This window comes from Streptomyces sp. NPDC091271 (assembly GCF_044757505.1).
GTDB lineage: Bacteria > Actinomycetota > Actinomycetes > Streptomycetales > Streptomycetaceae > Streptomyces.
On the sequence record NZ_JBIVVD010000007.1, the window covers coordinates 557,514 to 583,925 of the forward strand.

Here is a 26,412-nt window from a genome sequence, read left to right on the forward strand (position 1 = left end):
CCACATCACAACGGAGTCACCCTCATGCACGACGACCGCAGCCTGGTGGAAGCCCGTCTGAAGCGTGTCCTGGACGAACGCATCCGCCCCGCCGTGTACCCGGAGTCCGTACCACTGGACGTCGCCGTCTGGAACGCCCCGGGAGAGCCCGTGCCCGTCGCCGAGGGCCTGGCCGGCCCCGTCGAGCCCATCGCGGTCGGCGACCGGTGGGGTGCCCCGTGGAGCACCTGCTGGTTCCGCGTCTCCGGTACCGTCCCCGCGCACTGGGCGGGCCGCACCGTCGAGGCGCTCCTCGACCTGGGCTTCGACGAGAACATGCCGGGCTTCCAGTGCGAGGGCCTGGTGTACCGGCCCGACGGCACCCCGGTGAAGGGCCTCAACCCGCGTAACCAGTGGGTGCGCGTGGGGGCTCCAGTCGAGGGCGGCGAAGAGGTCCTGCTGCACGTCGAGGCCGCCTCCAACCCCGTCATCCTGGACTACCACCCCTTCCTCCCGACCTCGCTCGGCGACAAGGCGACCGCCGGCAGCGAGCTCCAGTACACCCTCGCCCGGATGGACCTCGCCGTCTTCGACGAGCACGTGTGGAACCTCGTCCAGGACCTGGAGGTGCTCGGGGAGCTGATGGCGGAGCTGCCCGTCGAGGGAGCCCGCCGCTGGGACATCCTGCGCGCCGTCGGCCGGGCGCTCGACGCGGTCGACCTCCAGGACGTCAACGGAACCGCGGCGGCCGCCCGCGCGGAGCTGGCCGAGGTGCTCGCCACCCCCGCGCAGCCCTCCGCCCACCGCATCAGCGCGGTGGGGCACGCCCACATCGACTCCGCCTGGCTGTGGCCGCTGCGCGAGACCGTCCGCAAGGTCGCGCGGACCACGTCCAACATGACGGCCCTGCTGGAGGACGAGCCGGACTTCGTCTTCGCGATGTCCCAGGCACAGCAGTTCGCCTGGATCAAGGAACACCGTCCCGAGGTGTACGCCAAGGTCAAGAAGGCCGTCGCGGAGGGCAGGTTCGTGCCATCCGGCGGCATGTGGGTCGAGTCAGACACCAACATGCCCGGCTCCGAGGCGATGGCCCGTCAGTTCGTGCACGGCAAGCGCTTCTTCCTCGACGAGTTCGGCATCGAGAACGACGAGGCGTGGCTGCCCGACACGTTCGGCTTCGCCGCCGGGCTGCCGCAGATCATCAAGGCCGCCGGTTCCAAATGGCTGCTCACCCAGAAGATCTCGTGGAGTCAGACCAACAAGTTCCCGCACCACACCTTCCGTTGGGAAGGCATCGACGGTACGCGGATCTTCACCCACTTCCCGCCGGTCGACACGTACAACTGCTCCATGAAGGGCAGCGAGATCGCCCACGCGGCCGGCAACTTCAAGGACAAGGGGGTCGCCCGCCACTCGCTCGCTCCCACCGGCTGGGGTGACGGCGGCGGCGGTACGACCCGCGAGATGATCGCCAAGGCCGGCCGGATGCGGAGCCTGGAGGGCTCGGCCACCGTCGAGTGGGAGAAGCCCGCCGACTTCTTCACCAAGGCCGAGGCCGAGTACCCGGACGCGCCGGTGTGGGTGGGCGAGCTGTACCTGGAGCTCCACCGCGCCACACTCACCAGCCAGGCGAAGACCAAGCAGGGCAACCGCCGGAGCGAACACCTGTTGCGGGAGGCCGAGCTGTGGGCCGCGACCGCCGCTGTCCAGACCGGATTCGCCTACCCGTACGAGCAGTTGGACCGGATCTGGAAGACGGTGCTGCTCCACCAGTTCCACGACATCCTGCCGGGGTCGTCGATCGCGTGGGTGCACCGCGAGGCCGAGAAGACCTATGCGGCCGTCGCAGGGGAGCTGAACGGCATCGTGGACGCCGCGCAGCGCGCACTGGCGGGCGACCCCTCCGCAGGGCGCGAGCTCGTCTTCAACTCCGCGCCGCACACCCGTGCCGGGGTTCCGGCGGGCGCTGCCGGTGCCGGACACCCCGGCAGCGCGGGACAGCCGGCCCCGCGTGAGGGCGGCGGCTTCGTGCTCGACAACGGACTTCTCCAGGTGGAGATCGACGCGAGGGGCCTGGTCGTCTCGGCCTACGACATCGGTGCCGAGCGCGAGACCGTCGCACCGGGGCAGGCGGCCAACCTCCTCCAGATCCACCCCGACTTCCCGAACATGTGGGATGCCTGGGACGTCGACGCGTTCTACCGGAACACCGTCACCGACCTCACGGACCTCGACGAGCTCACCCCGGTCGAGGGCGAAGGCACGGTCGGTGTCCGGGTCGTACGGAGCTTCGGCACCTCGAAGGTCACCCAGCTGCTGACCCTCACCTCCGGTGCCAAGCGCCTCGACATCGACACCGAGGTGGACTGGCACGAGACGGAGAAGTTCCTCAAGGCCTCGTTCCCGCTGGACGTGCACGCCGAGCGCTACGCCTCCGAGACCCAGTTCGGGCACTTCTACCGGGCCACCCACACCAACACCAGCTGGGAGGCCGCCAAGTTCGAGGCGTGCAACCACCGGTTCGTCCACGTGGAGGAGCCGGGCTGGGGCGTGGCACTCGTCAACGACTCGACGTACGGGCACGACGTGACGCGCACGGTGCGCGCGTCCGACGCGGGTACCACCACCACGGTGCGCGTCTCGCTGCTGCGCGCCCCCCGGTTCCCCGACCCGGAGACCGACCAGGGCGTGCACCGCTTCCGGCACGCGCTCGCGCCGGGCGCGGCGATCGGCGACGCGGTGCGGGAAGGCTTCCGCATCAATCTGCCCGAGCGCCGCGTCACGGGAGAGCGCGAGGTCGCACCGCTGGTGACCGTCGACAACGACGCCGTCGTCGTCAGCGCGGTCAAGCTGGCCGACGACGCGAGCGGTGACCTCGTCGTCCGTCTCTACGAGTCCACCGGCGGCCGGGCCCGGGTCCGCCTCGCCACCGGGTTCGACGCGGCCGGCGTCGCGGTGACCGACCTGCTGGAGCGGCCGCTGGACGACGTGACGGCGCCCGGACTCACCGAGGAGGGCGTGAGCCTGTCACTGCGCCCGTTCGAGCTGGTCACGCTGCGGCTGGCCCGCCGCTGAACCGGAGCGTGGGGGCCGGCGTCCGGCCCTCACGCCGCTCCGGGGCCCGAGGCGGGAGGATCAGGCGTTCTTCCCGGCCGCGGCGCGGCGCTGCCGCTTGCCGAGGGGCGCCTGGGAGAGGTCCTCGGCGCTGCTCCTGAGGTTCTTGTAGCCGTAGCCGCGTTCGGCCAGCCACGCCTTCGCCGCGTTCTCGGCGCGTTCGGTCGCTTCCAGGATGTGCTCTTCCTCATCGCCCGAGTCCTGGAAGCGGAAGGTGAAGGCCGAGCGTGCGGCCAGGTCGTAGCTCAGGTGTCCCTCAGGGGTGAAGGCCGCGCGCAGGACGTCATGTTCCGCGGCACGGGACAGGAGCTCGGCCCGCTGGGCGGGGCTGAGCCCGTCGAAGACACCGCGGACCGTGATGCGGAAGGTTCGAGTACTCATCCGGCGACCTTAACCAGCTGATCGGCACGGTTCCACCGCGTTTCCCGCGCACCGCCCTCCTGCCCGCGCGGACACCGACACACGGACACACGCCGGCGCCCCCACCGGACGTACAGCGGTGGGGGCGCCGGGGGAGAAGCTGGGGTCAGGCGCCGGCGTTCATCTCGGCCGGGTGGGATCCGATGCGCTTGCCCTCGTCGAGCGCGGCGAAAGCGGCCAGGTCGTCGGCGTCCAGCTCGAAGTCGAAGACGTCGATGTTCTCCGCGATCCGCGACGGCGTCACGGACTTGGGGATCACGACGTGGCCGGTCTGCAGGTGCCAGCGGAGCACCGCCTGTGCGGGGCTCCGGCCGTGCTTGTGCGCGACGGCGGCCACCGTCGGGACCTCCAGGAGGCCCTTGCCCGAGCCCAGCGGCGACCAGGCCTCGGTGACGATGCCGTGCTCGGCGTGGACGGCGCGCGACTCGGCCTGCTGGAGCTGCGGGTGCAGCTCGATCTGGTTGACCGCGGGAACGACGGAGGTCTCGCCCATCAGGCGCTCCAGATGCTCCGGCAGGAAGTTCGACACGCCGATGGCCTTCGCGCGGCCGTCGGCGAGGATCCGCTCGAAGGCCTTGTACGTGTCGACGTACGCGTCCTTGGCCGGCGTCGGCCAGTGGATGAGGTAGAGGTCGACGTAGTCGAGGCCCAGCTTGTCCAGCGACACGTCGAACGCGCGCAGCGTCGAGTCGTAGCCCTGCTCGCTGTTCCACAGCTTGGTCGTGACGAACAGCTCCTCGCGGGCCACACCCGAGGCGGCGAGGCCCTTGCCCGTGCCCGCCTCGTTCCCGTAGACCGCGGCGGTGTCGATGCTCCGGTATCCGGCTTCCAAGGCCGTGGCCACGGCCGTCGTGGCCTCGTCGTCAGGCACCTGCCAGACACCGAAGCCGAGCTGCGGCATCTCGAGGCCGTTGTTGAGGGTGATGGTGGGGACCTGGCTCACGAGCGGTCGATCCTTACGTTGTGGGTGGGTACTCCCAGAGGGAACGATCGGAAAAGCCTAACCATTCCCACCTGCCCCGATCCGGTGAACCGGAGAAGGAGTGCACCTCTGACGCGCCGTCAGGAACGGTCCCGGCTCATCGGTAGAGAGCGTCGACCTCGGCCGCGTACGCCGTCTCGATCGCCTTGCGCTTCAGCTTGAGCGACGGGGTCAGCAGGCCGTGTTCCTCGGTGAACTGGTGCGCAAGTATGCGGAAGGTGCGGATGGACTCGGCCTGGGACACCGCCGTGTTCGCGGCCACCACGGCCCTGCGCACCTCCATCTCCAGATCGGGGTCGCGCACCAGATCACCGGGACGCATCGGTGTACGGCCCTGCATGGCGAGCCAGTGCTCCACCGACTCATGGTCCACCGTGACCAGGGCCGCGATGTAGGGCCTGTCGTTGCCGACGACGATGCACTGCGCCACCAGCGGATGCGCGCGCACCCGCTCCTCCAGGCCGCTCGGGGCGACACTCTTGCCCCCGGAGGTCACCAGGATCTCCTTCTTGCGCCCGGTGATGGTCAGATAGCCGTCCTCGTCGAGCGCGCCCAGATCGCCGGTGGCCAGCCACCCGTCGTGCAGTACGGCGTCCGTGGCCTTGGGGTCGCCCAGGTATCCGGAGAAGACGTTGGCCCCGTGCACCCACACCTCACCGTCCCTGGCGATGTGCACCGTGGAACCGGGGATCGGCTGGCCGACGGTGCCGTAACGGGTGCGCTCGGGCGGATTGGCCGTGGCCGCGGCGGTCGTCTCGGTCAGTCCGTAGCCCTCGTAGACCGTGACGCCCGCGCCCGCGAAGAACAGCCCGAGCCGCCGGTCCATCCCGGAGCCGCCCGACATGGCATGCCGCACCCGGCCGCCCATCGCGTCGCGGACCTTGCGGTAGACCACCTTGTCGAAGAACTGGTGCTGCATCCGCAGCCCGGCGGACGGTCCGGGACCGGTGCCAAAGGCCCGCTCCTCCATCGCCTCGGCGTATTTCACCGCGATGTCCACGGCCTTGTCGAACGCCCCCGCGCGGCCCTCCGACTCCGCCTTGCGCCGGGCGCCGTTGAAGACCTTCTCGAAGATGTACGGCACCGCCAGGATGAAGGTGGGCCGGAAGGCCACCAGGTCCGGCATCAGCGCCTTCGCGGACAGCTCCGGCTGGTGCGCCAGCTTCACCCGGCCGCGCAGCGCCGCGATCTCCACCATGCGGCCGAAGACGTGGGCGAGCGGCAGGAAGAGCAGCGTCGCCGCCTCCTCGCCGGGCTTGGAGAGGAACACCGGATGCCAGCGGCCGACCATGGTGTCGGCCTCGAACATGAAGTGGGAGTGCGTGATCACACAGCCCTTGGGGCGCCCCGTCGTGCCGGAGGTGTAGATCACGGTCGCCACGGAGTCGGGGGTGACCGCGCGGCGGTGCCGGTGGACGACCTCGTCGTCGATCAGGGCCCCGGCCTCGACGAGCTCGGTCACCACGTCGGCGTCCAGCTGCCAGAGTCTGCGCAGGTTCGGCAGCCGGTCTATCACCGAACCGATCGTCATCGCGTGGTCCTCGTGCTCGACCATGACGGCCGCGACCTCGGCGTCGTGCAGCATCCACAGGACCTGCTCGGCCGACGACGTCGGATAGATCGGCACGGACTGGGCGCCCACCGCCCACAGGGCGAAGTCGAAGAGGGTCCACTCGTAGCGCGTGCGTGACATCAGGGCGACCCGGTCGCCGAACCGGACGCCGTGCGCGATCAACCCCTTGGCGAGAGCGAGCACCTCGTCGCGGAAGGTGGCCGCCGACACGTCGTGCCATCGGCCATCCGCGTCCTTGCGGCCGAGGGCCGTCCGATGGGGGTCTTCCTCCGCATAGTCGAAGACGGTATCGGCAAGACCGCCGACTTGAGGGGCAGCGGCCATGGGTGGGACAGTGAACTCGCGCAATGACCTGCTCCTTGTGGCGCTCCGCACGGCGCCGCGACGCTACCTCACCGCGCGAGGCTGCGGGAGGGTCCGAAGTCTCCGGAAAACGTGGCATCTGGCCATGCCAACCGTAGAAATCGGGCCAGATGGGCAAGGCTCGGGCAGAGTTCTGACCACGGAGTAAGTAGCTCGGGCGGGAATCTCCACCGAATCTGTACGCGGCACTTACGCCGATTCCGGGTGCGAAGGCACGACCGGACCGCGGTGGAGACGGTCGCCGCCCGCCAGGATCGCGGCCGCGAGGGCGTCCGCCGCCTCCTGGGCGTTGTCCCTGCGGCGCCCGTGCAGCAACACGAAGTCCACATCTCCGAGCTCCGGCAGGCCTGCCCGGGGCGGGACGGGCACGAGCCCCGGCGGGATGAGCCCCCGGGTGTGCGCCATCACCCCGAGACCGGCACGGGCCGCCGCCACGAGTGCGCTCAGGCTCGCACTCGTACACGCGAAGCGCCAGGACCTGCCGTGCTCCTCCAGCACCTCCAGGGCGCGCGCCCTGGTGATGCCGGGAGGCGGGAAGGCGATCAGCGGGAGGGGGCGCTCGGGATCGATCCGCAGCTGCGGGGCGCCGATCCAGGCCAGGGTGTCCTGCCAGACCAGCTCCCCGTGGGTGTCCCCGACGCGGCGTTTGGCCAGCACCAGGTCGAGCCGGCCTGCGGCGAGCTGCCGGTGCAGCGCACCGGACAGCTCCACGGTGAGCTCCAGCTCGACCTCGGGGTGCTCGCGCCGGAAGGACTCCAGGATCTCCGGGAGGCGGGTCAGCACGAAGTCCTCGGACGCCCCGAAACGCAGCCGTCCGCGCAGTCTGGTGCCGGTGAAGAACGCCGCGGCCCGCTCGTTGGCCTGCAGAATCGTCCGCGCGAAGCCCAGCATGGCCTCGCCGTCCTCCGTGAGATCGACCCGGTGCGTGTCCCGGTCGAACAGCTGGCGGCCGGCCTCGGACTCCAGCCGGCGGACGTGCTGGCTGACCGTGGACTGCCGGACGCCGAGGCGGCGCGCCGCCTGCGTGAAGCTCAGGGTCTGGGCGACGGCCAGGAAGGTGCGGAGCTGGACGGGGTCGTACATGGGCCGAGGCTATCGCGAAGCGTGATGACAGTCAGTGCGGTGTACGGGATTCCCGATCGCGGGGATCGGGAGCACGATGGGGAGGGCACGATTCCACCGAGAGAGCACGGAGCACATGAGCCGCCGCACCAGCCGCCGTATCCCCGCGCTGCCGTCCTGGCTGCCGGTCGACCTCTACATCCTGGCGCTGATCGGCACGGTGGTACTCGCGGCGCTGCTGCCCGTCTCCGGGACCGGCGCGGACGTGGCGGGCGGCGCGTCGACCGGCGCGGTGGCCCTGCTCTTCTTCCTCTACGGAGCGCGCCTCTCGACCGCCGAGGCACTCGACGGCCTGAAGCACTGGCGGCTCCACCTCACCGTCCTGGTCTGCACCTTCCTGGTCTTCCCGCTGCTCGGGCTCGCCAGCCACGGTCTGGTGCCGTACGTCCTGACCCCACAGCTCCAGGACGGGTTCCTCTTCCTGTGCCTGGTGCCCTCGACGATCCAGTCGTCGATCGCCTTCACCTCGATCGCCCGCGGCAACGTGCCGGCCGCCATCTGCGCCGGCTCCTTCTCCAGCATCGCGGGGATCGTGCTCACGCCGCTGCTCGCGGCCGTGCTGCTGGGCGGGACCGGGGGAGGGTTCTCCGCGGACTCGCTGGTGAAGATCGTCCTCCAGCTGCTGGTGCCCTTCCTCGCCGGGCAGCTGCTGCGCCGCTGGGTCGGAGGATTCATCAGCCGTCACCGCAAGGTGCTGGGCTACGTCGACCGCGGCTCGATCCTGCTCGTCGTCTACACGGCCTTCAGCGAGGGCATGGTGGCCGGAATCTGGCACCAGGTCACCCCGCTCCGGCTCGGCGCCCTGCTCGGCGCCGAGGCCGTGCTGCTGGCCCTCATGCTCGCGGTGAGCTGGTACGGGGCGAAGCGGCTGGGCTTCGGGCGGGAGGACCGGATCGCCATCCAGTTCGCCGGGTCGAAGAAGAGCCTCGCGGCCGGGCTGCCGATGGCCAGCGTCCTGTTCGGCGCGCACGCGAGTCTCGCGGTGCTGCCGCTGATGCTCTTCCACCAGATGCAGCTGATGGTCTGCGCGGTGATCGCCAAGCGCCGCTCGCGTGACCCGCTGCCGGGCGATGCCCCGGTCAGGCCTGCTCCGGCGGAGGCGCTGAACTGACGTAGCGGTGAGGCGCGGGCCAGCAGACGGTCTCAGCGGGTCAGCGTCTCGAAGCCGACATCGTCGCAGTACTTCACGACACGGCCTTCGGCCTCGGAGTCACCGTTGGTCATCGCCGCCACCGTCGCCTCCCCCAAGGTACGGCCTCCGGCGACGGCCTCATCCTTGAGCGGTCGCATCGCGAGAAAGGCGTCCTGAGCGAGGGCCCCGACCTCGTCGTAACCTGATGGGTTCGGCGTGTCCGGATCCGCCGCGTTCCGGGCCTTCTGCCACATCCCCAGCTGCGTGCAGTAGGTCTCCCGCTTCTCGGTCAGCCGCTGCTCATCCACATCGTCGGACGAGGAACACCCCGCTGCCACCGCCACCAGAGCAAGGACTGGGAGTGCCGTCTTCCACATGCGCACCGTGTTGCCCCCCGGCTGTCGACTTCGCCGCACGACGCTGTCACCCGCGACTCCTCGCAGCAGGATACCGGTGGGGCTGCCGACCGCCGCAGCGAGCACTGACCACCGGACGTCAGGCACCTACGAGAGGGCCCGGCCGGCGCAGGGCGCGCTCCCCGCCGGCCGGACCCCTGCCCCGTGCAGCGGGCGGGCCTCCTCAGCCCTGGCTCGGCAGATGTGTGGACCTGGGCTGACATAAGGCGCCTGGTCCTGCGGAGCGGCACCCGCCTGCGGGGTCGTCACCGGGGTCCGTCCTCCGCCGGGCCGGTGTGTGGGGAGCCCCGTATGTCGGCGAGTCCGAGGCCGGTGCGGCTTCGGGCGTTGGCCTCGGCGACGCGGGCGCTCAGCAGCTCGGCGGGGGCGAGCGGCCGGAGGCGGGCCGGGTCCGCGTTCCACTCCCGGCCACCGCCGAGCGGGCGTAGCTGGAGGTAGGGGCCTTCGTGGCCCATCACCGGGCCCACCCGGCCGCTGTCGTTGTCGTGCACGACCGCCCCGACGCCGAGGGCACCGTCATCAATCACTTGCCGCTCCACTTCTGATCACCGCAGCGAGAGCATGCACCACAGGGGCGGAGCAGACGCCGAGGTGGACGAGGGCGTAACGGGCCGGCCGTGCGTCGCCGTTGCCCTCCGCGTCCGGCCACGGGGTACGCACGTGCATCGCGGGGAGCTGGATGCCGGTGGCGGTCAGGGCGGCGGCGAGGGCGTCGTGCGCATCGACGGCCTCTTGCATCTTGGCCGTCCTGCGGGGGAGGGGCGGCTTCTGCGACGGCCGAGTCATGGGTGGCTGAAGCTCCTCCGCGAGCTGGACAGCTCGACGCAGCGGGAGCCCATCGTCGGCTACCTGAGCGGGGACGTCGCTCCAGGGCCACCTGGCTGTACCGCAACCGAGGCGGAGAAGAGACGCTGGTCGCCCGCTGGTGACGCACGAGAGGGCCCGGCCGGCGCAGGGGGCGCTCCCCGTCGGCCGGACCCCTGCCCCGTGCAGCGGGCGGGCCTCCTCAGCCCTGGCCCACCGTCGCCTCGAGGGCGATGCGGTGGTCACCCGCGTACACGTTCATGGACTGCCCCCGCAGGAAGCCGACGAGGGTCAGTCCGCTCTCGGCCGCGAGGTCCACGGCCAGTGACGAGGGCGCCGAGACCGCCGCCAACATCGGGATCCCCGCCATCACCGCCTTCTGCGCCAGTTCGAAGGAAGCCCGCCCCGAGACCAGCAGGATCGCCTGCGAGAGCGGCAGGCGGTCGTCGGTGAGGGCGCGCCCCACGAGCTTGTCGACCGCGTTGTGGCGGCCCACGTCCTCCCGGATGTCGAGCAGCTCGCCCTCCGGGGAGAACAGCGCCGCCGCGTGCAGGCCCCCGGTCCTGTCGAACACCCGCTGCGCCACGCGCAGCCGGTCGGGGAGTGCGGCGAGCAGCGCGGGCGTCACCCGGACCGGGGGAGTGTCGGCGACGGGATGGCGGGTCGTGGTGCGGACCGCGTCGAGGCTCGCCTTGCCGCAGAGCCCGCAGGACGACGTGGTGTACACGTTGCGTTCCAGCGTGATGTCGGGGACCACGACGCCGGGCGACAGCTTCACGTCCACCACGTTGTACGTGTTCACCCCGTCGGCCGTCGCCCCCGCGCAGTACACGATCGACTGCACCTCGGAGCCCTCACCGATCACGCCCTCGCTCACCAGGAAGCCCGCCGCGAGCGCGAAGTCGTCGCCCGGGGTGCGCATCGTGATGGCCAGCGGCTTGCCGTTCAGCCGGATCTCCAGGGGCTCCTCGGCCACGAGGGTGTCGGGGCGGGTCGTGACCGCCCCGTCCCGGATGCGGATGGTGCGGCGACGCTCGGTGACCCGTCCCATAGCCGTCAATCCCGATTCTGTACGTGTTGGTAGCCGAAACGGCCCTTGATACAGAGGTTGCCATGGGTCACCGGGTTGTCGTGCGGCGAGGTGACCTTGACGATCTCGTTCTCCTGCACGTGGAGCGTCACGTTGCACCCCACACCGCAGTAGGCGCAGACGGTCGTGGTCCGCGTCTGTGCCTCCTCGTCCCACGTCCCCGCCGCCCGCATGCCGAATTCCGTGCTGAACGAGAGTGCGCCGGTCGGGCAGACCTCGATGCAGTTCCCGCAGAAGACACAGGCCGAGTCGGGGAGCGCGGCATCGTGCTCGGTGGAGATACGGGCGTCGAAACCGCGCCCCGAGACGGCGATGGCGAACGTGTTCTGCCACTGCTCGCCGCAGGCGTCGACGCACTTGTAGCAGAGGATGCACTTGTCGTATTCGCGGACGAACAGTTCGTTGTCGATCTTCGGCTGTTCGTTGACGCGGGCGGCGTCCGCGCCGAAACGCTCGGGCTTCGCCTCGTACTCCTTGATCCACTCCTCGGCCCGTGGCGTCGTGGACAGGTCCGTCGACGAGGCCAGCAGCTCCAGGATCACCTTCCGGCTGTGCCGGGCCCGCTCCGTGTCCGTACGGACCGTCATGCCCGGCTCGGCGCGCCGGGAGCAGGCCGGGGCGAGCGTGCGGGAGCCCTCCACCTCGACCACGCACACCCGGCAGGCGTTCTTCGGGGTGAGCGTGTCGCCCTGACACAGGGTCGGGACGTCCTTGCCCGCCGCCCGGCAGGCGTCCAGGATCGTCGATCCCTCCGCTACCCGGGTCTCCTCACCGTCCAGCGTGAAGGAGACGAGACGGCGCGGCGGCTGAAGCGGCACAGTGGTCACTTGTAGACCCCCAGACGGTCGATGGCTGACTCCACGGCGTTCCACGCGGTCTGGCCGAGACCGCAGATCGAGGCGTCGCGCATGGCCTGACCCACCTCTCTCATCAGCGCGATGTCGTCGGCCGCCGCGGCGCCCGTACGGTCCACGATCCGGTGCAGGGCCTCCTCCTGGCGGACCGTGCCCACCCGGCAGGGCACGCACTGGCCGCACGACTCGTCGCGGAAGAACTCCGCGATGCGCAGCAGCACGCGGGGGAGCTCCACCGAGTCGTCCAGGACCAGGACCACCCCCGAGCCGAGTGTCGTCCCCGCCGCGCGGGTGCCCTCGAAGGTCAGCGGGACGTCCAGCTCGTCGGGGCGTACGAAGCCGCCCGCCGCCCCGCCGAGGAGCACGGCCCGCAGCCGCTCCGGCGGGCCCGCGAGGTCGAGCAGCTCCCGCAGATTCGCGCCGAAGGGCAGTTCGTAGACGCCGGGGCGCGCCACCTGTCCGGAGAGACAGAACAGCTTGGTGCCGGTGGACGTCTCCGTGCCGGTCGCGGCGTAGGCGGCGGCGCCGTGCTCCAGGATCGGCAGCACGTTGACGAGCGTCTCGACGTTGTTGACCGCGGTCGGTTTGCCGAAGAGGCCCTTCTCCACCGGGAACGGTGGTTTGGAGCGGGGTTCGCCACGCCGGCCCTCGATCGAGTTGAAGATCGCGGTCTCCTCGCCGCAGATGTACGCACCCGCACCGCGCCGGATCTCGATGTCGAAGGCGTACCCCTGCCCGAGGACGTCGGGGCCGAGCAACCCGCGGGTACGGGCGCTCGTCAGGGCGTGGTCGAGCCGTTGGTACGCCCGGGGGTACTCGCCGCGCAGGTAGATGTAGCCCTGGTGGGCGCCGACGGCGAATCCGGCGATCGTCATCGCCTCGACCAAGGCGTACGGATCGCCCTCCATCAGCACCCGGTCCTTGAAGGTTCCGGGCTCGCTCTCGTCCGCGTTGCAGACCAGGTAGTGCGGGCCGTCGGCCTGCTGCGCGGTGGCCTGCCACTTGCGGCCCGTCGGGAACGCGGCGCCGCCGCGGCCGACGAGCCCGGCCTCCAGCACCTCGCGGATCACGCCGGCGGGGCCGAGCGTGAAGGCGCGGCGCAGTGCGGTGTAGCCGCCGGTGGAGCGGTAGTCGTCGAGCGAGGCGGGGTCCACGGTGCCGATCCGTTTGAGGAGTACGAGGGTGGGGTCGCCGGCCTGGGGGACGGCTGCGGCGGCCGGGGGCTCCTCCGGGGCTTCCAGGGGTGCGCGGACCGCGGTGACGAGCGCGGGGGCGGTGGCGGGGGCGAGTACGGCGGAGCAGCGGACGGCGCCTGCGGCGGGTTCTTCGGGGGCTCCGCCCCCGGACCCCCGCTCCTCAAACTCCCCCAGACTTCGTCCGGGGGGACCCCCAAGGGGCTGAAATTGCCTGAAGTTCCGGGGGTCTGGATCCGTCCCCGCACGCAGCAGCAGCGCCGCCGGGGCCCGTTCGCACAGGCCCAGGCACGGGCTCTCCTGCCAGACCGTGCCCTCGGCCGGGGCTCCCGGAGTACCCAGCCGCTCGGTGAGTTCCGCGCACACGGCCGCCGAGCCGCGGGCCGCGCAGGCCAGGTCCGTACAGACGTGGAGCACCTTCGCCGGGCGGGGCCGCACCGCGAACATGGCGTAGAAGGTCGCGACGCCGTACGCCTCCGCCGGGGCGACCGTGAGCCGCCGGCAGATGTAGTCCAGTGCGCCCTCGCTGATCCAGCCCACGCGGTCGTTCACCGCGTGCAGTGCGGGCAGCAGCTGGTCCCGGCGGTCCTTGGCCGCGGCGGCGCCGCCCCTCGCCCACCGCAGGTCCTCGTCGGTGCGCTCGGCGGCGCCCTCCCAGCCGGACGGCGGAGGGCCCAACAGGGCGTCCACCGCTTCCCGTTCGGTGTCGGACGGGGCCGCGTCGGTGTACCTCAGGTCCATGCGGGCACCAGCTTCTCTATCCGTACGGCGGAGGCCTTGAATTCGGCGGTGCCGGCGATCGGGCAGTTCGCCTCGATGGTCAGCTGGTTGGTGTCGACCTCGTCGGGGAAGTGCATCGTCATGAAGGCCAGGCCCGGTCGCAGCCCGGGATCGATCCAGACGGGCGCGGTGACACTGCCCCGACGCGACGAGACCCGCACCTCCTCGCCCACGGAGACGCCGTACGACTCGGCGTCCTCGGGGCACAGCTCGATGTACTCGCCCCGGCGCAGCGGTGACGCGTAACTCCCGCTCTGTACGCCGGTGTTGTACGAGTCGAGGCGTCGCCCGGTCGTCAGCCGCAACGGGTAGGACTCGTCGGTGAGGTCGACCGGAGGTTCGTGCCGCACCAGACCGAAGGGGGCCGCGGGGCCGCGCCGGTCCGGATCGGTCTCCCAGAGCCGGGCGTGCAGGAAGCTCGACGGCAGCTGGTTCGTGTCGGGGCAGGGCCACTGCAGCCCCTGGTGCTCCGCGAGCCGTTCGTACGTCATCCCGAAGTGGTCGGGGGAGAGGGAGCGCAGCTCGTTCCAGACGGCCTCGGAGTCCTCGAACTTCCAGTCGTGGCCCAGCTGTCCGGCCATGGCGCAGATGATGTCGATGTCCTCGCGGGCCTCGCCCGGCGGCACGAGCGCGGCCCGGACCCGCTGCACGCGCCGTTCGCTGTTGGTCGTGGTGCCGTCGGTCTCGGCCCAGGCGGCGGTGGCGGGCAGGACCACGTCGGCCAGTTGGGCGGTTCTGGTCAGGAAGATGTCCTGCACCACCAGATGGTCGAGGGCCTCCAGCCGGCGCACCGCCTGGTCGCTGTCGGCCTCCGACTGGGCGGGGTTCTCCCCGATGCAGTAGACCGCGCGCAGTTCGCCGGTCTCCATGGCCTCGAACATCTGGGTGAGGGTCTTGCCGTACCGCGGCTGGATGACGGTGTCCCAGGACCGCTCGAACTTCTGCCGGACGGGCGGGTCCAGGATGTCCTGGAAGCCGGGCAGCTTGTTGGGGATGGCTCCCATGTCGCCGCCGCCCTGCACGTTGTTCTGCCCGCGCAGGGGCTGGACCCCGGAGCCGTACCGCCCGACATGGCCGGTGAGCAGGGAGAGGTTGATCAGCGCGCGGACGTTGTCGGTGCCGTTGTGGTGTTCGGTGATGCCCAGGGTCCAGCAGAGCTGGGCCCGCTCGGCCGTGGCGTAGGCGTGGGCGAGGTCCCGGATCGCCTCGGCCGGGACCCCGGTCACCTTCTCGGCGGCGGTCAGGGTCCAGGGTTCGACGAGCGCGGCGTACTCCTCGTAGCCGCTGGTCGCGCGGTCCACGAAGGCCTTGTTGACCAGGCCCGCGTGGATGATCTCGCGACCGATCGCGTGGGCGAGCGGGATGTCGGTGCCGACGTCGAGACCGAGCCAGCTCTCCGCCCATTCGGCGGTCGAGGTGCGGCGCGGGTCGACGACGTGCATCCGGGCGCCGTTGCGGATGCCCTTGAGCACGTGGTGGAAGAAGATCGGGTGCGCGAAACGGGCGTTGGAGCCCCACATCACGATCAGGTCGGTGTGCTCCACCTCCTCGTACGAGGACGTGCCGCCGCCGGAGCCGAAGGCGGCCGAGAGGCCCGCGACGCTCGGGGCGTGACAGGTGCGGTTGCAGGAGTCGACGTTGTTGGTGCCCATCACGACGCGGGTGAACTTCTGGGCCACGTAGTTCATCTCGTTGGTGGCCCGGGCGCAGGACAGCATCGCGAAGGCGTCGGGACCGTGTGCCTCGCGGGTCTGCCGGAATCCGGCAGCCGCCCGGGCGAGCGCCTCCTCCCAGCTCGCCCGGCGCAGCACACCGTCCTCCCCGCGGACGAGGGGGTGGGTGAGGCGTTCGTACGTCTTCGGCTGCCGGCCCTTCCGGCTCCTGCCGCCTGTGCGTTCGGTCTTCATGGTGCGCTCCCTGCCGGTGCCGAGGACGTGGTGGCGAGGAGATCCGCGAGCGCGTGCACGGCGCGCAGCGTCGGTACGGGCGTCCCGGCCAGCTCGGCCAGCTCGACGACGGCCGCGAGCAGCACGTCGAGTTCGAGGGGTTTGCCCTTCTCCAGGTCCTGGAGGGTGGACGTCTTGTGATCGCCGACGCGCTCCGCGCCCGCGATGCGCCGCTCCACGGAGATCTCGGGGCGGCAGCCGACGGCCGCCGCCACGTCGAGGGTTTCGCGCATCATCGACTCCACGAGTGCGCGGGTGTCCGGATGGCGGCAGATCTGGCCCATGGTGGCGCGGGCCAGCGCGCTGATCGGGTTGAAGGAGATGTTGCCGAGCAGTTTGATCCAGATGTCGTTGCGCAGGTCGGACTCCACGGGGCACTTGAGTCCGCCCGCGACCATGGCCTCGCTGAAGTCCAGACAGCGTCCGGACACCGACCGGTCCGGCTCGCCGATGGCGAACCGGGTGCCTTCGAGGTGGCGTACGACGCCCGGTGCCTCGATCTCGGTGGCGGCGTAGACCACGCAGCCGATGGCGCGTTCGGGCGGCAGCGTGGCACTCACCGAGCCCGCCGGGTCGACGCTGTGGAGCCGGCGGCCGGTGTAAGGGCCGGCGAGGCCGTGGAAGTACCACCAGGGGATGCCGTTCTGGGCGGCTATCACTGCGGTGTCCCGGTGCATCAGCGGATGGACCAGAGGTCCCGAGGCCGCGTACGAGTTGGCCTTGAGGCCGAGGAACACATAGTCGACGGGCCCGACCTCCGAGGGGTCGTCGGTGGCGGCGGGCCGTGCGGTGAAGTCACCGCGCGGGCTGAGCACGCGCACACCGTCACGGCGCATGGCCGCCAGATGCGGGCCCCGGGCGATGAGATGGACGTCGGCGCCCGCGCGGTGGAGCGCGGCCCCGACATAGGCACCGATTGCTCCGGCGCCGACAACTGCGACTTTCACGGGGCTCTCCGTTCGGTGAGAGGACCGAGCGAGGGTGTCAAGTCGACAGAATATTGTCTACAGTATGCCTTCGGGGAGGGTCAATACTCGTGACAGCGGGTGCCTGGCCCCGTACGCGATTCCGGCAGGTACTCCGGAGTGTCCGCGAGAGTTCCCGGGGAGCTGTTCGAGACGCTCCAACCTCGGGCCCGTATTCCTGTGGGGTTAGGTGCCCCTGTACCGGTCGGTAGCAACCAAGACTGGATAGTTCCTGCCAAACGTAGCGAGGGGAACCCGTACATGACCGGCTCACGTGTCGTGGCGCTCGGCCACTACCAGCCTGCCAAGGTCCTCACCAACGACGACCTGGCGGCCATGGTCGACACCAGCGACGAGTGGATCACCAGTCGGGTCGGCATCAGGACCCGGCACGTGGGCGGGCCCGACGAACCCGTGGACGAACTGGCCGCCCATGCCGCGGCCAAGGCCCTCGCGTCGGCCGGACTCCAGCCGGCGGACATCGACATGGTCCTGGTCGCCACCTCCACGGCCATCGACCGGTCGCCGAGCATGTCCGCCCGGGTCGCCGCCCGGCTGGGCATGGGCTCACCGGCCGTGATGGACATCAACGTCGTCTGCTCCGGGTTCACCCACGCGCTCGCCACCGCCGACCACGCCATCCGGGCAGGAGCCGCCACCCGGGCCCTCGTCATCGGCGCCGACAAGATGGGCGACATCGTCGACTGGACGGACCGCTCCACCTGCGTCCTGATGGGCGACGGCGCGGGTGCGGCCGTCGTCACGGCCGATCCCGGCGGCGGCGACACGCCCGGGATCGGTCCGGTCCTGTGGGGTTCGGTGCCGGAGATGGGCAATGCCGTACGGATCGAGGGCACGCCCCCGCGCTTCGCGCAGGAGGGGCAGTCCGTCTACCGCTGGGCCACCACGCAGCTGCCCCCGATCGCCCGCAGGGTCTGCGAGCGGGCCGGTGTCGCGCCCGAGGATCTCGCCGCGGTGGTGCTGCACCAGGCCAACCTGAGGATCATCGAACCCGTCGCCCGGAAGATCGGGGCGGTCAACGCCGTCATCGCCCGGGACGTGGTGGATTCCGGTAATACCTCGGCCGCGTCGATCCCGATGGCCCTGTCCAAACTGGTGGAAAGGGGCGAGGTCGAGAGCGGTGCGCCGGCCCTGCTCTTCGGCTTCGGCGGAAATCTTTCGTACGCGGGTCAGGTGATCCGCTGCCCCTGAGGCCCCCGGCGTGGCATTGTGCTCGGTAGACTGTAGACGATAAGCAATGGCCCGGGCGCCCGGAGGGGGACCGCGATGTTGTCCGCAGGACTGCCGCAAGGAACGGTGCCGAAGCTGGAGCGGCCGGGGCCGTTGCGCGAGCGCGTCTACGAGGCGCTCCTCGAGCTGATCACCACGCGCGCCCTCAGCCCCGGTCAGCATCTGGTCGAGAGTGAACTCGCGGGCCATCTGGGGGTGTCGCGGCAGCCGGTGCGTGAGGCGCTCCAACGGCTGAACACCGAGGGCTGGGTCGATCTGCGTCCCGCGCAGGGCGCGTTCGTCCATGAACCCACCGAGGAGGAGGCGGACCAGCTGCTCTCGGTCCGCACCCTGCTGGAGGCGGAGGCCGCCCGGCTGGCCGCCGCCCACTCCGGCCGGCCGGGCATCGAGGCCCTGGAGGAGCTGTGCTCCCAGGGTGAGCGGGCCGTAGCCGCCGACGACGTGGACCTCGCCGTCGCCACGAACGCCGCGTTCCACGCCAAGGTCATGGAGCTGGCGGGCAATGTCGTCCTGTCCGAGCTCGCCGCCCAGGTGGACCGCCGGGTCCGCTGGTACTACACGCCTGTGGCCCGCCAGCGAGGCACCCAGTCCTGGATCGAGCACCGGGAGCTGATCGCGGCGATCGCCTCCAGGGACGAACAGCGGGCGACCGAGATCATGCGGGCACACACCGAACACACGCGACAGACGTACCACCGGCGCGAACAGGCCTGATCACCGTCCGACCGGAGATCACCGCCTGACCGAAGGCCGGGGCAGCAGGACGCCCCGGCCTTTTCGCGCGCTCCTGGCCGGCGTAACGCGCGCCGGGTCATCCGCCGCCGCCCGCGAGCCGCATCTTTGTCCTGAGTGTGGAGAAAGTTGGAGCGGATTCATGCGCAACTTCTTCCCACTCCGGTAAACCGCTGCTACGTTCCCCTCGAAAGCCCGACGGACTGGCCGATGTGGCGGGGAGGGACGCGTGAGACGTATGACGGCACGACCCGCGAACACGCACCAGGCGCGACTGCTCCGGCTGTTGCGCGACGGAGGGCCCAACTCCCGCGCACAGCTGGGTGACCAGGTCGATCTCTCACGCTCCAAGCTCGCCGTCGAGGTGGACCGGCTCCTGGAGACCGGGCTCGTCGTCGCCGACGGGCTCGCCGCGTCCCGCGGGGGGCGCCGGTCCCACAACATCCGGCTCGCCCCGGGACTGCGTTTCCTCGGCGTCGACATCGGTGCCACGTCCATCGATGTGGCCGTCACCAACGCCGAGTTGGAGGTTCTCGGGCACCTCAACCATCCGATGGACGTACGGGAAGGGCCCGTCGCGATCTTCGACCAGGTGCTGGCGATGGCGGCGAAGCTCCGGGCCTCCGGCCTCGCCGAAGGCTTCGACGGCGCCGGCATCGGGGTACCGGGGCCTGTCCGCTTCCCCGAAGGCGTACCGGTCGCTCCGCCGATCATGCCGGGCTGGGACGGCTTCCCGGTCCGCGAGGCGCTCAGCCAGGAACTGGGCTGCCCCGTCATGGTGGACAACGATGTGAACCTGATGGCGCTGGGGGAGCAGCACGCGGGCGTCGCCCGTTCCGTGGCCGACTTCCTCTGCGTCAAGATCGGCACGGGTATCGGCTGCGGCATCGTGGTGGGCGGAGACGTCTACCGAGGTACGACGGGCAGCGCCGGAGACATCGGCCACATCCAGGTGGAACCGGACGGACGCGCCTGCGCCTGCGGCAACAAGGGCTGCCTGGAAGCCCACTTCAGCGGCGCGGCCCTCGCCCGCGACGCCGAGGACGCGGCCCGGGCCGGACGGTCCCCGGAACTGGCGGCCCGGCTCGAAGCGGCCGGAAAGCTCTCGGCCGTCGATGTGGCCGCCGCCGCCGCGGCCGGCGACCCCACGGCGCTCGACCTCATCCGTGAGGGCGGAAACCGGGTCGGCCAGGTCATCGCCGGACTCGTCAGCTTCTTCAACCCGGGCCTCGTCGTGATCGGCGGCGGGGTGACCGGGCTCGGCCACAACCTGTTGGCCAGTGTCCGCACCCAGGTCTACCGGCAGTCCCTGCCGCTGGCCACGGGCAACCTCCCCATCGTCCTCGGTGAGCTGGGGCCCGTCGCCGGGGTGACCGGTGCGGCCAGGCTCATCAGCGACCACCTGTTCTCGCCGGCCTGATGTCCGGGCCGGCGCGCCGTTCGGCACGCGTTCCGCAGTCACCTCCGTAAGCAGCCTGTTCCGAGCTCCGCCCGCAGGACCGCACAGCAGTACCACCCAGCAGTTCCGTCAGCAGTACGGCACCGCCGGCACTGCCCCCTGCCCGCTCACCGGCCTTCCCGCGCTCACGGCCTCTTCCCCAAGCTCTCGGCTCCGCTCGAGCAGGGGAGGCCCCGACGAGCAGGGGAGACCCCACCCGCCGAGGGGATTCGTCATGGCACCAGAACCACCTCTGCTCACGATGTCCGGCATCACCAAGTCGTTCCCCGGTGTGCGCGCCCTCGACGGCGTGGACCTGGAGGTGCTGGCCGGTGAAGTCCACTGCCTCCTCGGCCAGAACGGTGCCGGCAAGTCCACCCTCATCAAGGTGCTGGCCGGGGCCCACCAGCCCGACGACGGTGCCATCACCTGGCGCGGCGAGCCCGTCCAGCTGTCCTCGCCGATCACCGCGATGCGGCTGGGAATCGCCACCATCTACCAGGAACTCGACCTGGTGGAGGGCCTCTCGGTCGCGGAGAACGTCTTCCTCGGCCACGAACCGACCAGCGCGGGCTTCGTGGTCCGGACCCGGGAGGCCCGCACCACCGCCGCCGCGCTCCTGAAGCGACTGGGGCACCCGGAGATCGACCCCGCCCGCCTGGTCGGTGACCTGTCCGCGGCCCACCAGCAGATCGTCTCCATGGCACGGGCGCTCTCCCACGACGTACGGCTCATCGTGATGGACGAGCCCTCCGCGGCGCTCGACCCCGACGAGGTCGACAACCTCTTCCGCATCGTCGACGGCCTCACCGCCGACGGGGTGGCCGTCGTCTACATCTCGCACCGGCTGGAGGAGATCCGCCGCATCGGCGACCGGGTGACGGTGCTCAAGGACGGCAGGGCCGTCGCCGTCGGGCTGCCCGCCCACTCCACCCCCACGAACGACATCGTTGCCATGATGACCGGCCGCAACGTCGAGTTCGTCTTCCCGGAGCGGCCCGGCCCCGGCTCCCGGGCCACGGCCGAACCGGTGCTGAGGGTCGAAGGCCTGTGCCGCAAGGGGGAGTTCGAACCCGTCGACCTGGAGCTCATGCCCGGTGAGATCGTCGGCCTGGCCGGACTCGTCGGCTCCGGGCGCTCCGAGATCCTGGAGACCGTCTACGGTGCCCGCAGGCCGACCGCCGGCCGCGTCCTCGTCGACGGCACACCGCTGCGTCCCGGCAGCGTCCGGGCCGCCGTGGCCGCCGGAATCGGCCTGGCCCCCGAGGAACGCAAAGCGCAGGCGCTGCTGTTGACGGAATCCGTCACCCGCAACGTCTCGATCTCCACCCTGTCCCGGTTCGCCCGCGGCGGCTGGCTCGACCGGGGCGCCGAGCGCACCGCGGCCAGGACCGCGACCCGGGAACTCTCCCTGCGGCCCGACAATCCGGACGCCGCTGTCCGTACCCTCTCCGGCGGCAACCAGCAGAAGGCGGTCCTGGCCCGCTGGCTGCTGCGCGGCTGCCGGGTCCTGCTGCTCGACGAACCGACCCGCGGCGTCGACGTCGGCGCACGCGCCGAGCTCTACGCCGTGATCCGCCGGCTGGCCGACGAAGGCCTCGCCGTTCTGCTCGTCTCCAGCGAAGTGCCCGAAGTGCTGGGCCTCGCCGACCGGGTGCTGGTGCTCCGGGAGGGCCGTGTCGTGCACACGGCCGATGCCAGGGAGCTCGACGAGCACCGTGTCCTCGACCTCGTCATGGAAGGGAGCCCGACGTCATGACACAGCCCGCACCGTCGGCGCAGTACCAAGGGCCCGAGAAGGGGGCCGCGACCGGCCCCGTGGCCGCGCCGCCCTCGAAGCAGGGGGGTGGTCCGCGCGCACTCGGCCTGCGGGCCGATGTCCGTAACCTGTCGCTGCTCGGGGTACTCGCCGTCCTGGCGCTCGTCGGCGGCATCACCGAACCCGACGCGTTCCTGGACACCGGGAACCTCCAGCTGATCCTGACGCAGTCCTCCGTCATCGGGGTCGTCACCGTCGGCATGACCCTCGTCATCATCGGCGGCGGCATCGACCTCTCCGTCGGCGCGATGGTGGCCCTCGCGTCCGTCTGGGCCACGACACTCGCCACCCAGGATTTCGGCTTCGCCGGCATCCTCTTCACGGCGGTGATCGTCGGCCTCGCCGCCGGGCTCGTCAACGGGGTCCTCATCGCCTACGGGCGGATGGTGCCCTTCATCGCGACGCTTGCCATGCTCGCGTCGGCCCGTGGACTCGCCCTGCTGATCACCGACGGCAAGACACAGATCGTCACCGTCCAGTCCGTCCTCGATCTGGGCCTGCCCGACTCGTACGTCCTGGGCATCCCGCCCCTGGTCCTGGGCTTCGCCGCGGTCACCGTCGTCGGCTGGCTCATCCTCAACCGGACCACGTTCGGACGCCGTACGGTCGCCATCGGAGGCAACGCGGAGGCGGCCAGGCTCGCCGGCATCGACGTACGCCGCCAGCGGCTCTACCTCTATCTGCTCTCCGGCGTGTGCTGCGGCATCGCGGCCTTCATGCTGATCATCCTGTCCGGCTCCGGGCAGAACACCAACGGCAATCTGTACGAACTCGACGCCATCGCGGCCGCGATCATCGGAGGCACCCTGCTGAGCGGTGGCAGGGGCACCATCGTCGGATCCGTGCTCGGGGTCCTCGTCTTCACCACGATCACCAACATCTTCGCCCTGAACAACCTGCAGAGCGACGTCCAGCAGATCGCCAAGGGCGCCATCATCGTCGCCGCCGTCCTCGTCCAGCACCGCACACTGCGCGGCGGCGAGACCTGAGTTCCCCCTGCCTGACAGAGCACTGATCACCCACCCGCTGTTCCGTACGTATCGCACCGGATGAAGGGTTTGACAGCCATGCCAGAAACCAGCCGCAGAGGACTGCTCTTCGGCACCGCGGCCGTCTCCGCGGGAGCCTTCCTCACCGCCTGTACCAGCAACGAGCCCAAGGAGAAGGAGACAGCCCAGAACAACCAGCCCGCCGCCGACGACAAGCCCGGCAAGCCCGTCACCATCGGCTTCGCCGGACCCCAGGCCGACCACGGCTGGCTCAACGCCATCAACGTGAACGCCAAGTCGCGGGCGGAGAAGTACTCCGAGGTGACCCTGGAGATCACCGAGGGGTCCAACGACACCGCGGCCCAGATCGGCCAGGTCAAGACCCTCATCAACAAGAAGGTCGACGTCCTCGTCATCCTCCCCGCCGACGGCAAGGCACTCACCCAGGTCGGCCTGGAAGCGATGAAGGCCGGCATCCCCGTCGTCAACCTCGACCGCGTCTTCGCCTCACCGCAGGCCTACCGCTGCTGGGTCGGCGGCGACAACTACGGCATGGGCCTCAACGCCGGGCACTACATCGGTGAGCAGCTCAAGGGCAAGGCGAACGCCAAGGTCGTCGAGCTCGCCGGCATCGACAACCTGGAACTCACCAAGCAGCGCAGTCAGGGCTTCGCCGACGCGCTGAAGAACTACTCCAACATCAAGCTGGTGGCCCGTCAGGCCGCCGACTTCACCGTGGAGTCGGGTCAGGCGAAAATGGCGCAGCTCCTCCAGGCGCAGAAGCAGTTCGACGCGATGTGGAACCACGACGACGACCAGGGCGTGGGCGCGCTGCGGGCCATCCAGCAGGCCGGCCGCGACGAGTTCATCATGGTCGGCGGCGCCGGCGCCAAGTCCGCGATGGACGCCATCAAGGCCGACAACAGCGTCATGAAGGCCACCGTGCTCTACCCGCCCACCATGGCCGCCTCCGCGATCGACCTGGCGCGCGCACTCGGCCAGAGCAAGGGCGTCGCGGGACTCTCCGAGATGGAGATCCCGACCTCGCTGACCCTGTACTCGGCCGTGGTCACGAAGGACAACATCGACCAGTACCTGCCGACGGGCTTCAGCTGATCCCGCACCGCCGCAGCCACCGAACCACCGACGAGGAGGAAGCCCGCATGGCCCGCAGGGAAGAAACGGAGCAGCAGACCGAGGCACCGCCGCCGACGGCGACGCTCGGTGTCGGCATGGTCGGATACGCGTTCATGGGTGCGGCCCACTCCCAGGGGTGGCGCACCGCGGGACATGTCTTCGACCTGCCGGTGCGACCCGCTCTCGCCGCGATCTGCGGACGTGACCGGGCGGCCGTCGAGGCCGCGGCCGTCCGGCACGGGTGGGCTGCCGCGGAGACCGACTGGCGCGCCCTGATCGCCCGGGACGATGTGCAGCTGGTCGACATCTGCACCCCGGGCGACAGTCACGCGGAGATCGCGATCGCCGCCCTGGAGGCGGGCAAGCACGTCCTCTGCGAGAAGCCGCTCGCCAACACGGTCGCCGAGGCGGAAGCCATGGCCCGGGCCGCGGAGCTGGCGGCGGCCCGCGGCCAGGTGGCGATCGTGGGCTTCAACTACCGCAAGGTGCCCGCCCTCACCTACGCCCGCCGCATGATCGAGGAGGGCAGGCTGGGCTCCCTGCGGCACGTACGGGCCACCTACCTCCAGGACTGGCTCGTCGACCCCGAATCACCGCTCACCTGGCGGCTGGAGCGGGAGCGCGCCGGATCCGGCGCACTGGGAGACCTCGGGGCGCACATCGTCGACCTCGCCCAGTACCTGGCCGGGGAGGCGCTGGTCGGGGTGTCGGCGATGAGCGAGACCTTCGTACGCGAGAGGCCCGTGCTCGCCGGGGCCGCCGCCGGGCTCTCGGGGGTCGGTGACAGTGCCGCGCGGGGGGCGGTCACTGTCGACGACGCGACCCTGTTCACCGGGCGGCTGGCGTCGGGGGCCCTGGCCTCCTTCGAGGCGACCAGGATGGCCGCAGGGCGTAAGAACGCCCTGCGCCTGGAGATCAACGGGGAGCTCGGGTCGATCGCCTTCGACCTGGAGCGGCTCAACGAGCTCTCCTTCCACGACCACACCGAACCCGCCACCAGCGCCGGTTTCCGACGGATCCTCGTCACCGAACCCCAGCACCCGTACCTGGAGGCGTGGTGGCCGCCGGGCCACGGTCTGGGCTACGAGCACACCTTCGTCCACCAGGCCCATGACGTGGTGCGCGCCATCACCGAAGGGCGGGCCCCCGTACCGTCGTTCGCCGACGGGCTCCAGGTGCAGCGGGTGCTCGCCGCCGTCGAGGAGAGCGCCGCGAAGAACTCCGTATACACCCCGGTTCCCTTCTAGGAGGTTCCGCGCATGCCCCGTCCCTTCACTCTCTTCACCGGCCAGTGGGCCGACCTGCCGCTGGAGGAGGTCTGCCGGCACGCCCGGGACTTCGGCTACGACGGGCTCGAACTCGCCTGCTGGGGCGATCACTTCGAGGTGGACAAGGCGCTGTCGGACCCCGGTTACCTCGACGGCCGGCGACAGCTCCTCGACAAGTACGGTCTCAAGTGCTGGGCGATCTCCAACCACCTGGTCGGACAGGCCGTCTGCGACAACCCGATCGACGAACGCCACCAGGGGATCCTGCCCGCCCGCATCTGGGGGGACGGGGAGCCGGAGGGCGTCCGGCAGCGGGCAGCCGAGGAGATCAAGAACACCGCCCGGGCGGCGGCGGCCTTCGGCGTCGACACGGTCATCGGCTTCACCGGGTCCTCCATCTGGCACCTGGTCGCCATGTTCCCGCCCGTCCCGCCGCGCATGATCGAACGCGGCTACGAGGACTTCGCGGAGCGGTGGAATCCGATTTTGGACGTCTTCGACGCCGAGGGGGTGCGCTTCGCACACGAGGTGCACCCGAGCGAGATCGCGTACGACTACTGGACCACGCACCGCGCCCTGGAGGCCGTGGGCCACCGGCCCGCGTTCGGGCTGAACTTCGACCCGAGCCACTTCGTGTGGCAGGACCTCGACCCGGTCGGTTTCCTGTACGACTTCCGGGACCGGATCTACCACGTGGACTGCAAGGAGGCCCGTAAGCGCCTCGACGGCCGCAACGGGCGCCTCGGCTCCCATCTGCCCTGGGGCGATCCGCGGCGCGGCTGGGACTTCGTCTCGGCGGGACACGGCGACGTGCCCTGGGAGGACGTCTTCCGGATGCTGCGGTCCATCGGGTACGAGGGGCCGGTCTCCGTGGAGTGGGAGGACGCCGGCATGGACCGGCTGACAGGGGCGCCCGAGGCACTGGCGTCGCTGAAGCGGTTCGACTTCGACCCGCCGAGCGCGTCGTTCGACGCGGCGTTCGGCGGGGGCGAGTAGCGGGGGGCGGCGCGGGGCCCTTTCCAGGGGCTCCGCCCCGGCCCCCGCG

General features: G+C 70.7%; 22 protein-coding genes. 10 read left to right on the forward strand and 12 right to left on the reverse strand.

The features are described 5' to 3' along the window. Nucleotides 1-24 precede the first annotated feature (24 nt). The gene (locus ACIQM3_RS29610) at nt 25-3,054 is read left to right on the forward strand and encodes an alpha-mannosidase (RefSeq protein WP_401629654.1); all 3,030 of its coding nucleotides are present in this window, start codon (nt 25-27) and stop codon (nt 3,052-3,054) included. A gap of 60 nt (nt 3,055-3,114) precedes the next feature. Here ACIQM3_RS29610 and ACIQM3_RS29615 read toward each other — a convergent pair whose 3' ends face one another. The 4 genes from ACIQM3_RS29615 to ACIQM3_RS29630 form a co-directional block, all read right to left on the reverse strand. After that, nucleotides 3,115-3,474, reverse strand: coding sequence for a DUF6204 family protein (locus ACIQM3_RS29615; protein ID WP_401629657.1), 360 nt, complete (start codon nt 3,472-3,474; stop codon nt 3,115-3,117). 145 nt (nt 3,475-3,619) lie between these two features. After that, nucleotides 3,620-4,456: an aldo/keto reductase gene (locus tag ACIQM3_RS29620; RefSeq protein ID WP_401629659.1), complete on the reverse strand. Its 837-nt coding sequence runs from the start codon at nt 4,454-4,456 to the stop codon at nt 3,620-3,622. A gap of 136 nt (nt 4,457-4,592) precedes the next feature. Continuing rightward, nucleotides 4,593-6,392, reverse strand: a complete 1,800-nt coding sequence (locus ACIQM3_RS29625; protein WP_401629662.1) for an AMP-dependent synthetase/ligase — start codon at nt 6,390-6,392, stop codon at nt 4,593-4,595. Between the two features lie 228 nt (nt 6,393-6,620). Continuing rightward, the gene (locus ACIQM3_RS29630; protein WP_401629664.1) at nt 6,621-7,514 is read right to left on the reverse strand and encodes a LysR substrate-binding domain-containing protein; all 894 of its coding nucleotides are present in this window, start codon (nt 7,512-7,514) and stop codon (nt 6,621-6,623) included. Between the two features lie 115 nt (nt 7,515-7,629). Here ACIQM3_RS29630 and ACIQM3_RS29635 point away from each other — a divergent pair, with 115 nt between their 5' ends. After that, complete coding sequence (locus tag ACIQM3_RS29635; RefSeq protein ID WP_401629667.1) at nt 7,630-8,664, forward strand: bile acid:sodium symporter family protein; 1,035 nt, start codon at nt 7,630-7,632, stop codon at nt 8,662-8,664. Nucleotides 8,665-8,696: 32 nt separating this feature from the next. Here ACIQM3_RS29635 and ACIQM3_RS29640 read toward each other — a convergent pair whose 3' ends face one another. From ACIQM3_RS29640 to ACIQM3_RS29675, 8 genes are all read right to left on the reverse strand, one after another. After that, a complete protein-coding gene (locus ACIQM3_RS29640; protein WP_401629670.1) occupies nt 8,697-9,062 on the reverse strand; it encodes a hypothetical protein in 366 nt (121 codons plus the stop codon). Between the two features lie 284 nt (nt 9,063-9,346). Next, nucleotides 9,347-9,628, reverse strand: coding sequence for a hypothetical protein (locus tag ACIQM3_RS29645; protein ID WP_401629672.1), 282 nt, complete (start codon nt 9,626-9,628; stop codon nt 9,347-9,349). Then, a complete protein-coding gene (locus ACIQM3_RS29650) occupies nt 9,621-9,887 on the reverse strand; it encodes a hypothetical protein (protein ID WP_401629675.1) in 267 nt (88 codons plus the stop codon). The genes ACIQM3_RS29645 and ACIQM3_RS29650 overlap by 8 nt, the downstream gene beginning before the upstream one ends. Before the next feature lie 220 nt (nt 9,888-10,107). Further along, complete coding sequence (gene fdhD / locus ACIQM3_RS29655; RefSeq protein ID WP_401629678.1) at nt 10,108-10,956, reverse strand: formate dehydrogenase accessory sulfurtransferase FdhD; 849 nt, start codon at nt 10,954-10,956, stop codon at nt 10,108-10,110. A 5-nt stretch (nt 10,957-10,961) separates the two neighbouring features. After that, nucleotides 10,962-11,822, reverse strand: coding sequence for a 2Fe-2S iron-sulfur cluster-binding protein (locus tag ACIQM3_RS29660; RefSeq protein ID WP_401629681.1), 861 nt, complete (start codon nt 11,820-11,822; stop codon nt 10,962-10,964). Further along, on the reverse strand, nt 11,819-13,783 hold the full coding sequence (locus tag ACIQM3_RS29665; RefSeq protein WP_401629684.1) for an NAD(P)H-dependent oxidoreductase subunit E: 1,965 nt from the start codon (nt 13,781-13,783) through the stop codon (nt 11,819-11,821). The genes ACIQM3_RS29660 and ACIQM3_RS29665 overlap by 4 nt, the downstream gene beginning before the upstream one ends. Further along, entirely contained in the window at nt 13,774-15,729 is a 1,956-nt protein-coding gene (locus ACIQM3_RS29670; RefSeq protein WP_401629687.1) for a molybdopterin oxidoreductase family protein, read from the reverse strand. Before ACIQM3_RS29670 ends, ACIQM3_RS29665 begins: the two co-directional genes overlap by 10 nt. Beyond that, complete coding sequence (locus tag ACIQM3_RS29675) at nt 15,726-16,715, reverse strand: 2-dehydropantoate 2-reductase (protein WP_401629690.1); 990 nt, start codon at nt 16,713-16,715, stop codon at nt 15,726-15,728. The genes ACIQM3_RS29670 and ACIQM3_RS29675 overlap by 4 nt, the downstream gene beginning before the upstream one ends. 279 nt (nt 16,716-16,994) lie before the next feature. Between ACIQM3_RS29675 and ACIQM3_RS29680 the strand changes: the two genes are divergently transcribed. The 8 genes from ACIQM3_RS29680 to ACIQM3_RS29715 all read left to right on the forward strand — a co-directional run bounded on the left by ACIQM3_RS29680 (nt 16,995) and on the right by ACIQM3_RS29715 (nt 26,363). Next, nucleotides 16,995-17,945, forward strand: coding sequence for a beta-ketoacyl-ACP synthase III (locus tag ACIQM3_RS29680; RefSeq protein WP_401629693.1), 951 nt, complete (start codon nt 16,995-16,997; stop codon nt 17,943-17,945). 75 nt (nt 17,946-18,020) lie between these two features. Next, nucleotides 18,021-18,698, forward strand: a complete 678-nt coding sequence (locus tag ACIQM3_RS29685; protein WP_401629695.1) for a GntR family transcriptional regulator — start codon at nt 18,021-18,023, stop codon at nt 18,696-18,698. Nucleotides 18,699-18,954: 256 nt separating this feature from the next. Beyond that, nucleotides 18,955-20,136, forward strand: a complete 1,182-nt coding sequence (locus tag ACIQM3_RS29690; RefSeq protein ID WP_401629698.1) for an ROK family protein — start codon at nt 18,955-18,957, stop codon at nt 20,134-20,136. Nucleotides 20,137-20,389: 253 nt separating this feature from the next. Beyond that, on the forward strand, nt 20,390-21,913 hold the full coding sequence (locus ACIQM3_RS29695; protein WP_401629701.1) for a sugar ABC transporter ATP-binding protein: 1,524 nt from the start codon (nt 20,390-20,392) through the stop codon (nt 21,911-21,913). Next, nucleotides 21,910-22,962, forward strand: coding sequence for an ABC transporter permease (locus tag ACIQM3_RS29700; RefSeq protein ID WP_401629703.1), 1,053 nt, complete (start codon nt 21,910-21,912; stop codon nt 22,960-22,962). Before ACIQM3_RS29695 ends, ACIQM3_RS29700 begins: the two co-directional genes overlap by 4 nt. Before the next feature lie 78 nt (nt 22,963-23,040). Then, nucleotides 23,041-24,078 carry a substrate-binding domain-containing protein gene (locus ACIQM3_RS29705; protein ID WP_401629706.1) on the forward strand — a complete coding sequence of 346 codons (1,038 nt, stop codon included), beginning with the start codon at nt 23,041-23,043 and terminating at the stop codon, nt 24,076-24,078. Nucleotides 24,079-24,125: 47 nt separating this feature from the next. Continuing rightward, complete coding sequence (locus tag ACIQM3_RS29710) at nt 24,126-25,346, forward strand: Gfo/Idh/MocA family protein (RefSeq protein WP_401629709.1); 1,221 nt, start codon at nt 24,126-24,128, stop codon at nt 25,344-25,346. Between the two features lie 12 nt (nt 25,347-25,358). Beyond that, nucleotides 25,359-26,363 carry a sugar phosphate isomerase/epimerase family protein gene (locus tag ACIQM3_RS29715; protein WP_401629711.1) on the forward strand — a complete coding sequence of 335 codons (1,005 nt, stop codon included), beginning with the start codon at nt 25,359-25,361 and terminating at the stop codon, nt 26,361-26,363. Nucleotides 26,364-26,412 lie beyond the last annotated feature (49 nt).

Excerpts from the sequence above, each read along its gene's own strand:
- ACIQM3_RS29665 (WP_401629684.1), bottom strand. The coding sequence starts at position 13,783 with ATGGACCTGAGGTACACCGACGCGGCCCCGTCCGACACCGAACGGGAA.
- ACIQM3_RS29710 (WP_401629709.1), top strand. The coding sequence starts at position 24,126 with ATGGCCCGCAGGGAAGAAACGGAGCAGCAGACCGAGGCACCGCCGCCG.
- ACIQM3_RS29680 (WP_401629693.1), top strand. The coding sequence starts at position 16,995 with ATGACCGGCTCACGTGTCGTGGCGCTCGGCCACTACCAGCCTGCCAAG.
- ACIQM3_RS29610 (WP_401629654.1), top strand. The coding sequence starts at position 25 with ATGCACGACGACCGCAGCCTGGTGGAAGCCCGTCTGAAGCGTGTCCTG.
- ACIQM3_RS29685 (WP_401629695.1), top strand. The coding sequence starts at position 18,021 with ATGTTGTCCGCAGGACTGCCGCAAGGAACGGTGCCGAAGCTGGAGCGG.
- ACIQM3_RS29670 (WP_401629687.1), bottom strand. The coding sequence starts at position 15,729 with ATGAAGACCGAACGCACAGGCGGCAGGAGCCGGAAGGGCCGGCAGCCG.
- ACIQM3_RS29640 (WP_401629670.1), bottom strand. The coding sequence starts at position 9,062 with ATGTGGAAGACGGCACTCCCAGTCCTTGCTCTGGTGGCGGTGGCAGCG.
- ACIQM3_RS29700 (WP_401629703.1), top strand. The coding sequence starts at position 21,910 with ATGACACAGCCCGCACCGTCGGCGCAGTACCAAGGGCCCGAGAAGGGG.
- ACIQM3_RS29615 (WP_401629657.1), bottom strand. The coding sequence starts at position 3,474 with ATGAGTACTCGAACCTTCCGCATCACGGTCCGCGGTGTCTTCGACGGG.
- ACIQM3_RS29695 (WP_401629701.1), top strand. The coding sequence starts at position 20,390 with ATGGCACCAGAACCACCTCTGCTCACGATGTCCGGCATCACCAAGTCG.
- fdhD (WP_401629678.1), bottom strand. The coding sequence starts at position 10,956 with ATGGGACGGGTCACCGAGCGTCGCCGCACCATCCGCATCCGGGACGGG.
- ACIQM3_RS29630 (WP_401629664.1), bottom strand. The coding sequence starts at position 7,514 with ATGTACGACCCCGTCCAGCTCCGCACCTTCCTGGCCGTCGCCCAGACC.
- ACIQM3_RS29635 (WP_401629667.1), top strand. The coding sequence starts at position 7,630 with ATGAGCCGCCGCACCAGCCGCCGTATCCCCGCGCTGCCGTCCTGGCTG.
- ACIQM3_RS29690 (WP_401629698.1), top strand. The coding sequence starts at position 18,955 with ATGACGGCACGACCCGCGAACACGCACCAGGCGCGACTGCTCCGGCTG.
- ACIQM3_RS29650 (WP_401629675.1), bottom strand. The coding sequence starts at position 9,887 with ATGACTCGGCCGTCGCAGAAGCCGCCCCTCCCCCGCAGGACGGCCAAG.
- ACIQM3_RS29705 (WP_401629706.1), top strand. The coding sequence starts at position 23,041 with ATGCCAGAAACCAGCCGCAGAGGACTGCTCTTCGGCACCGCGGCCGTC.
- ACIQM3_RS29625 (WP_401629662.1), bottom strand. The coding sequence starts at position 6,392 with ATGGCCGCTGCCCCTCAAGTCGGCGGTCTTGCCGATACCGTCTTCGAC.
- ACIQM3_RS29715 (WP_401629711.1), top strand. The coding sequence starts at position 25,359 with ATGCCCCGTCCCTTCACTCTCTTCACCGGCCAGTGGGCCGACCTGCCG.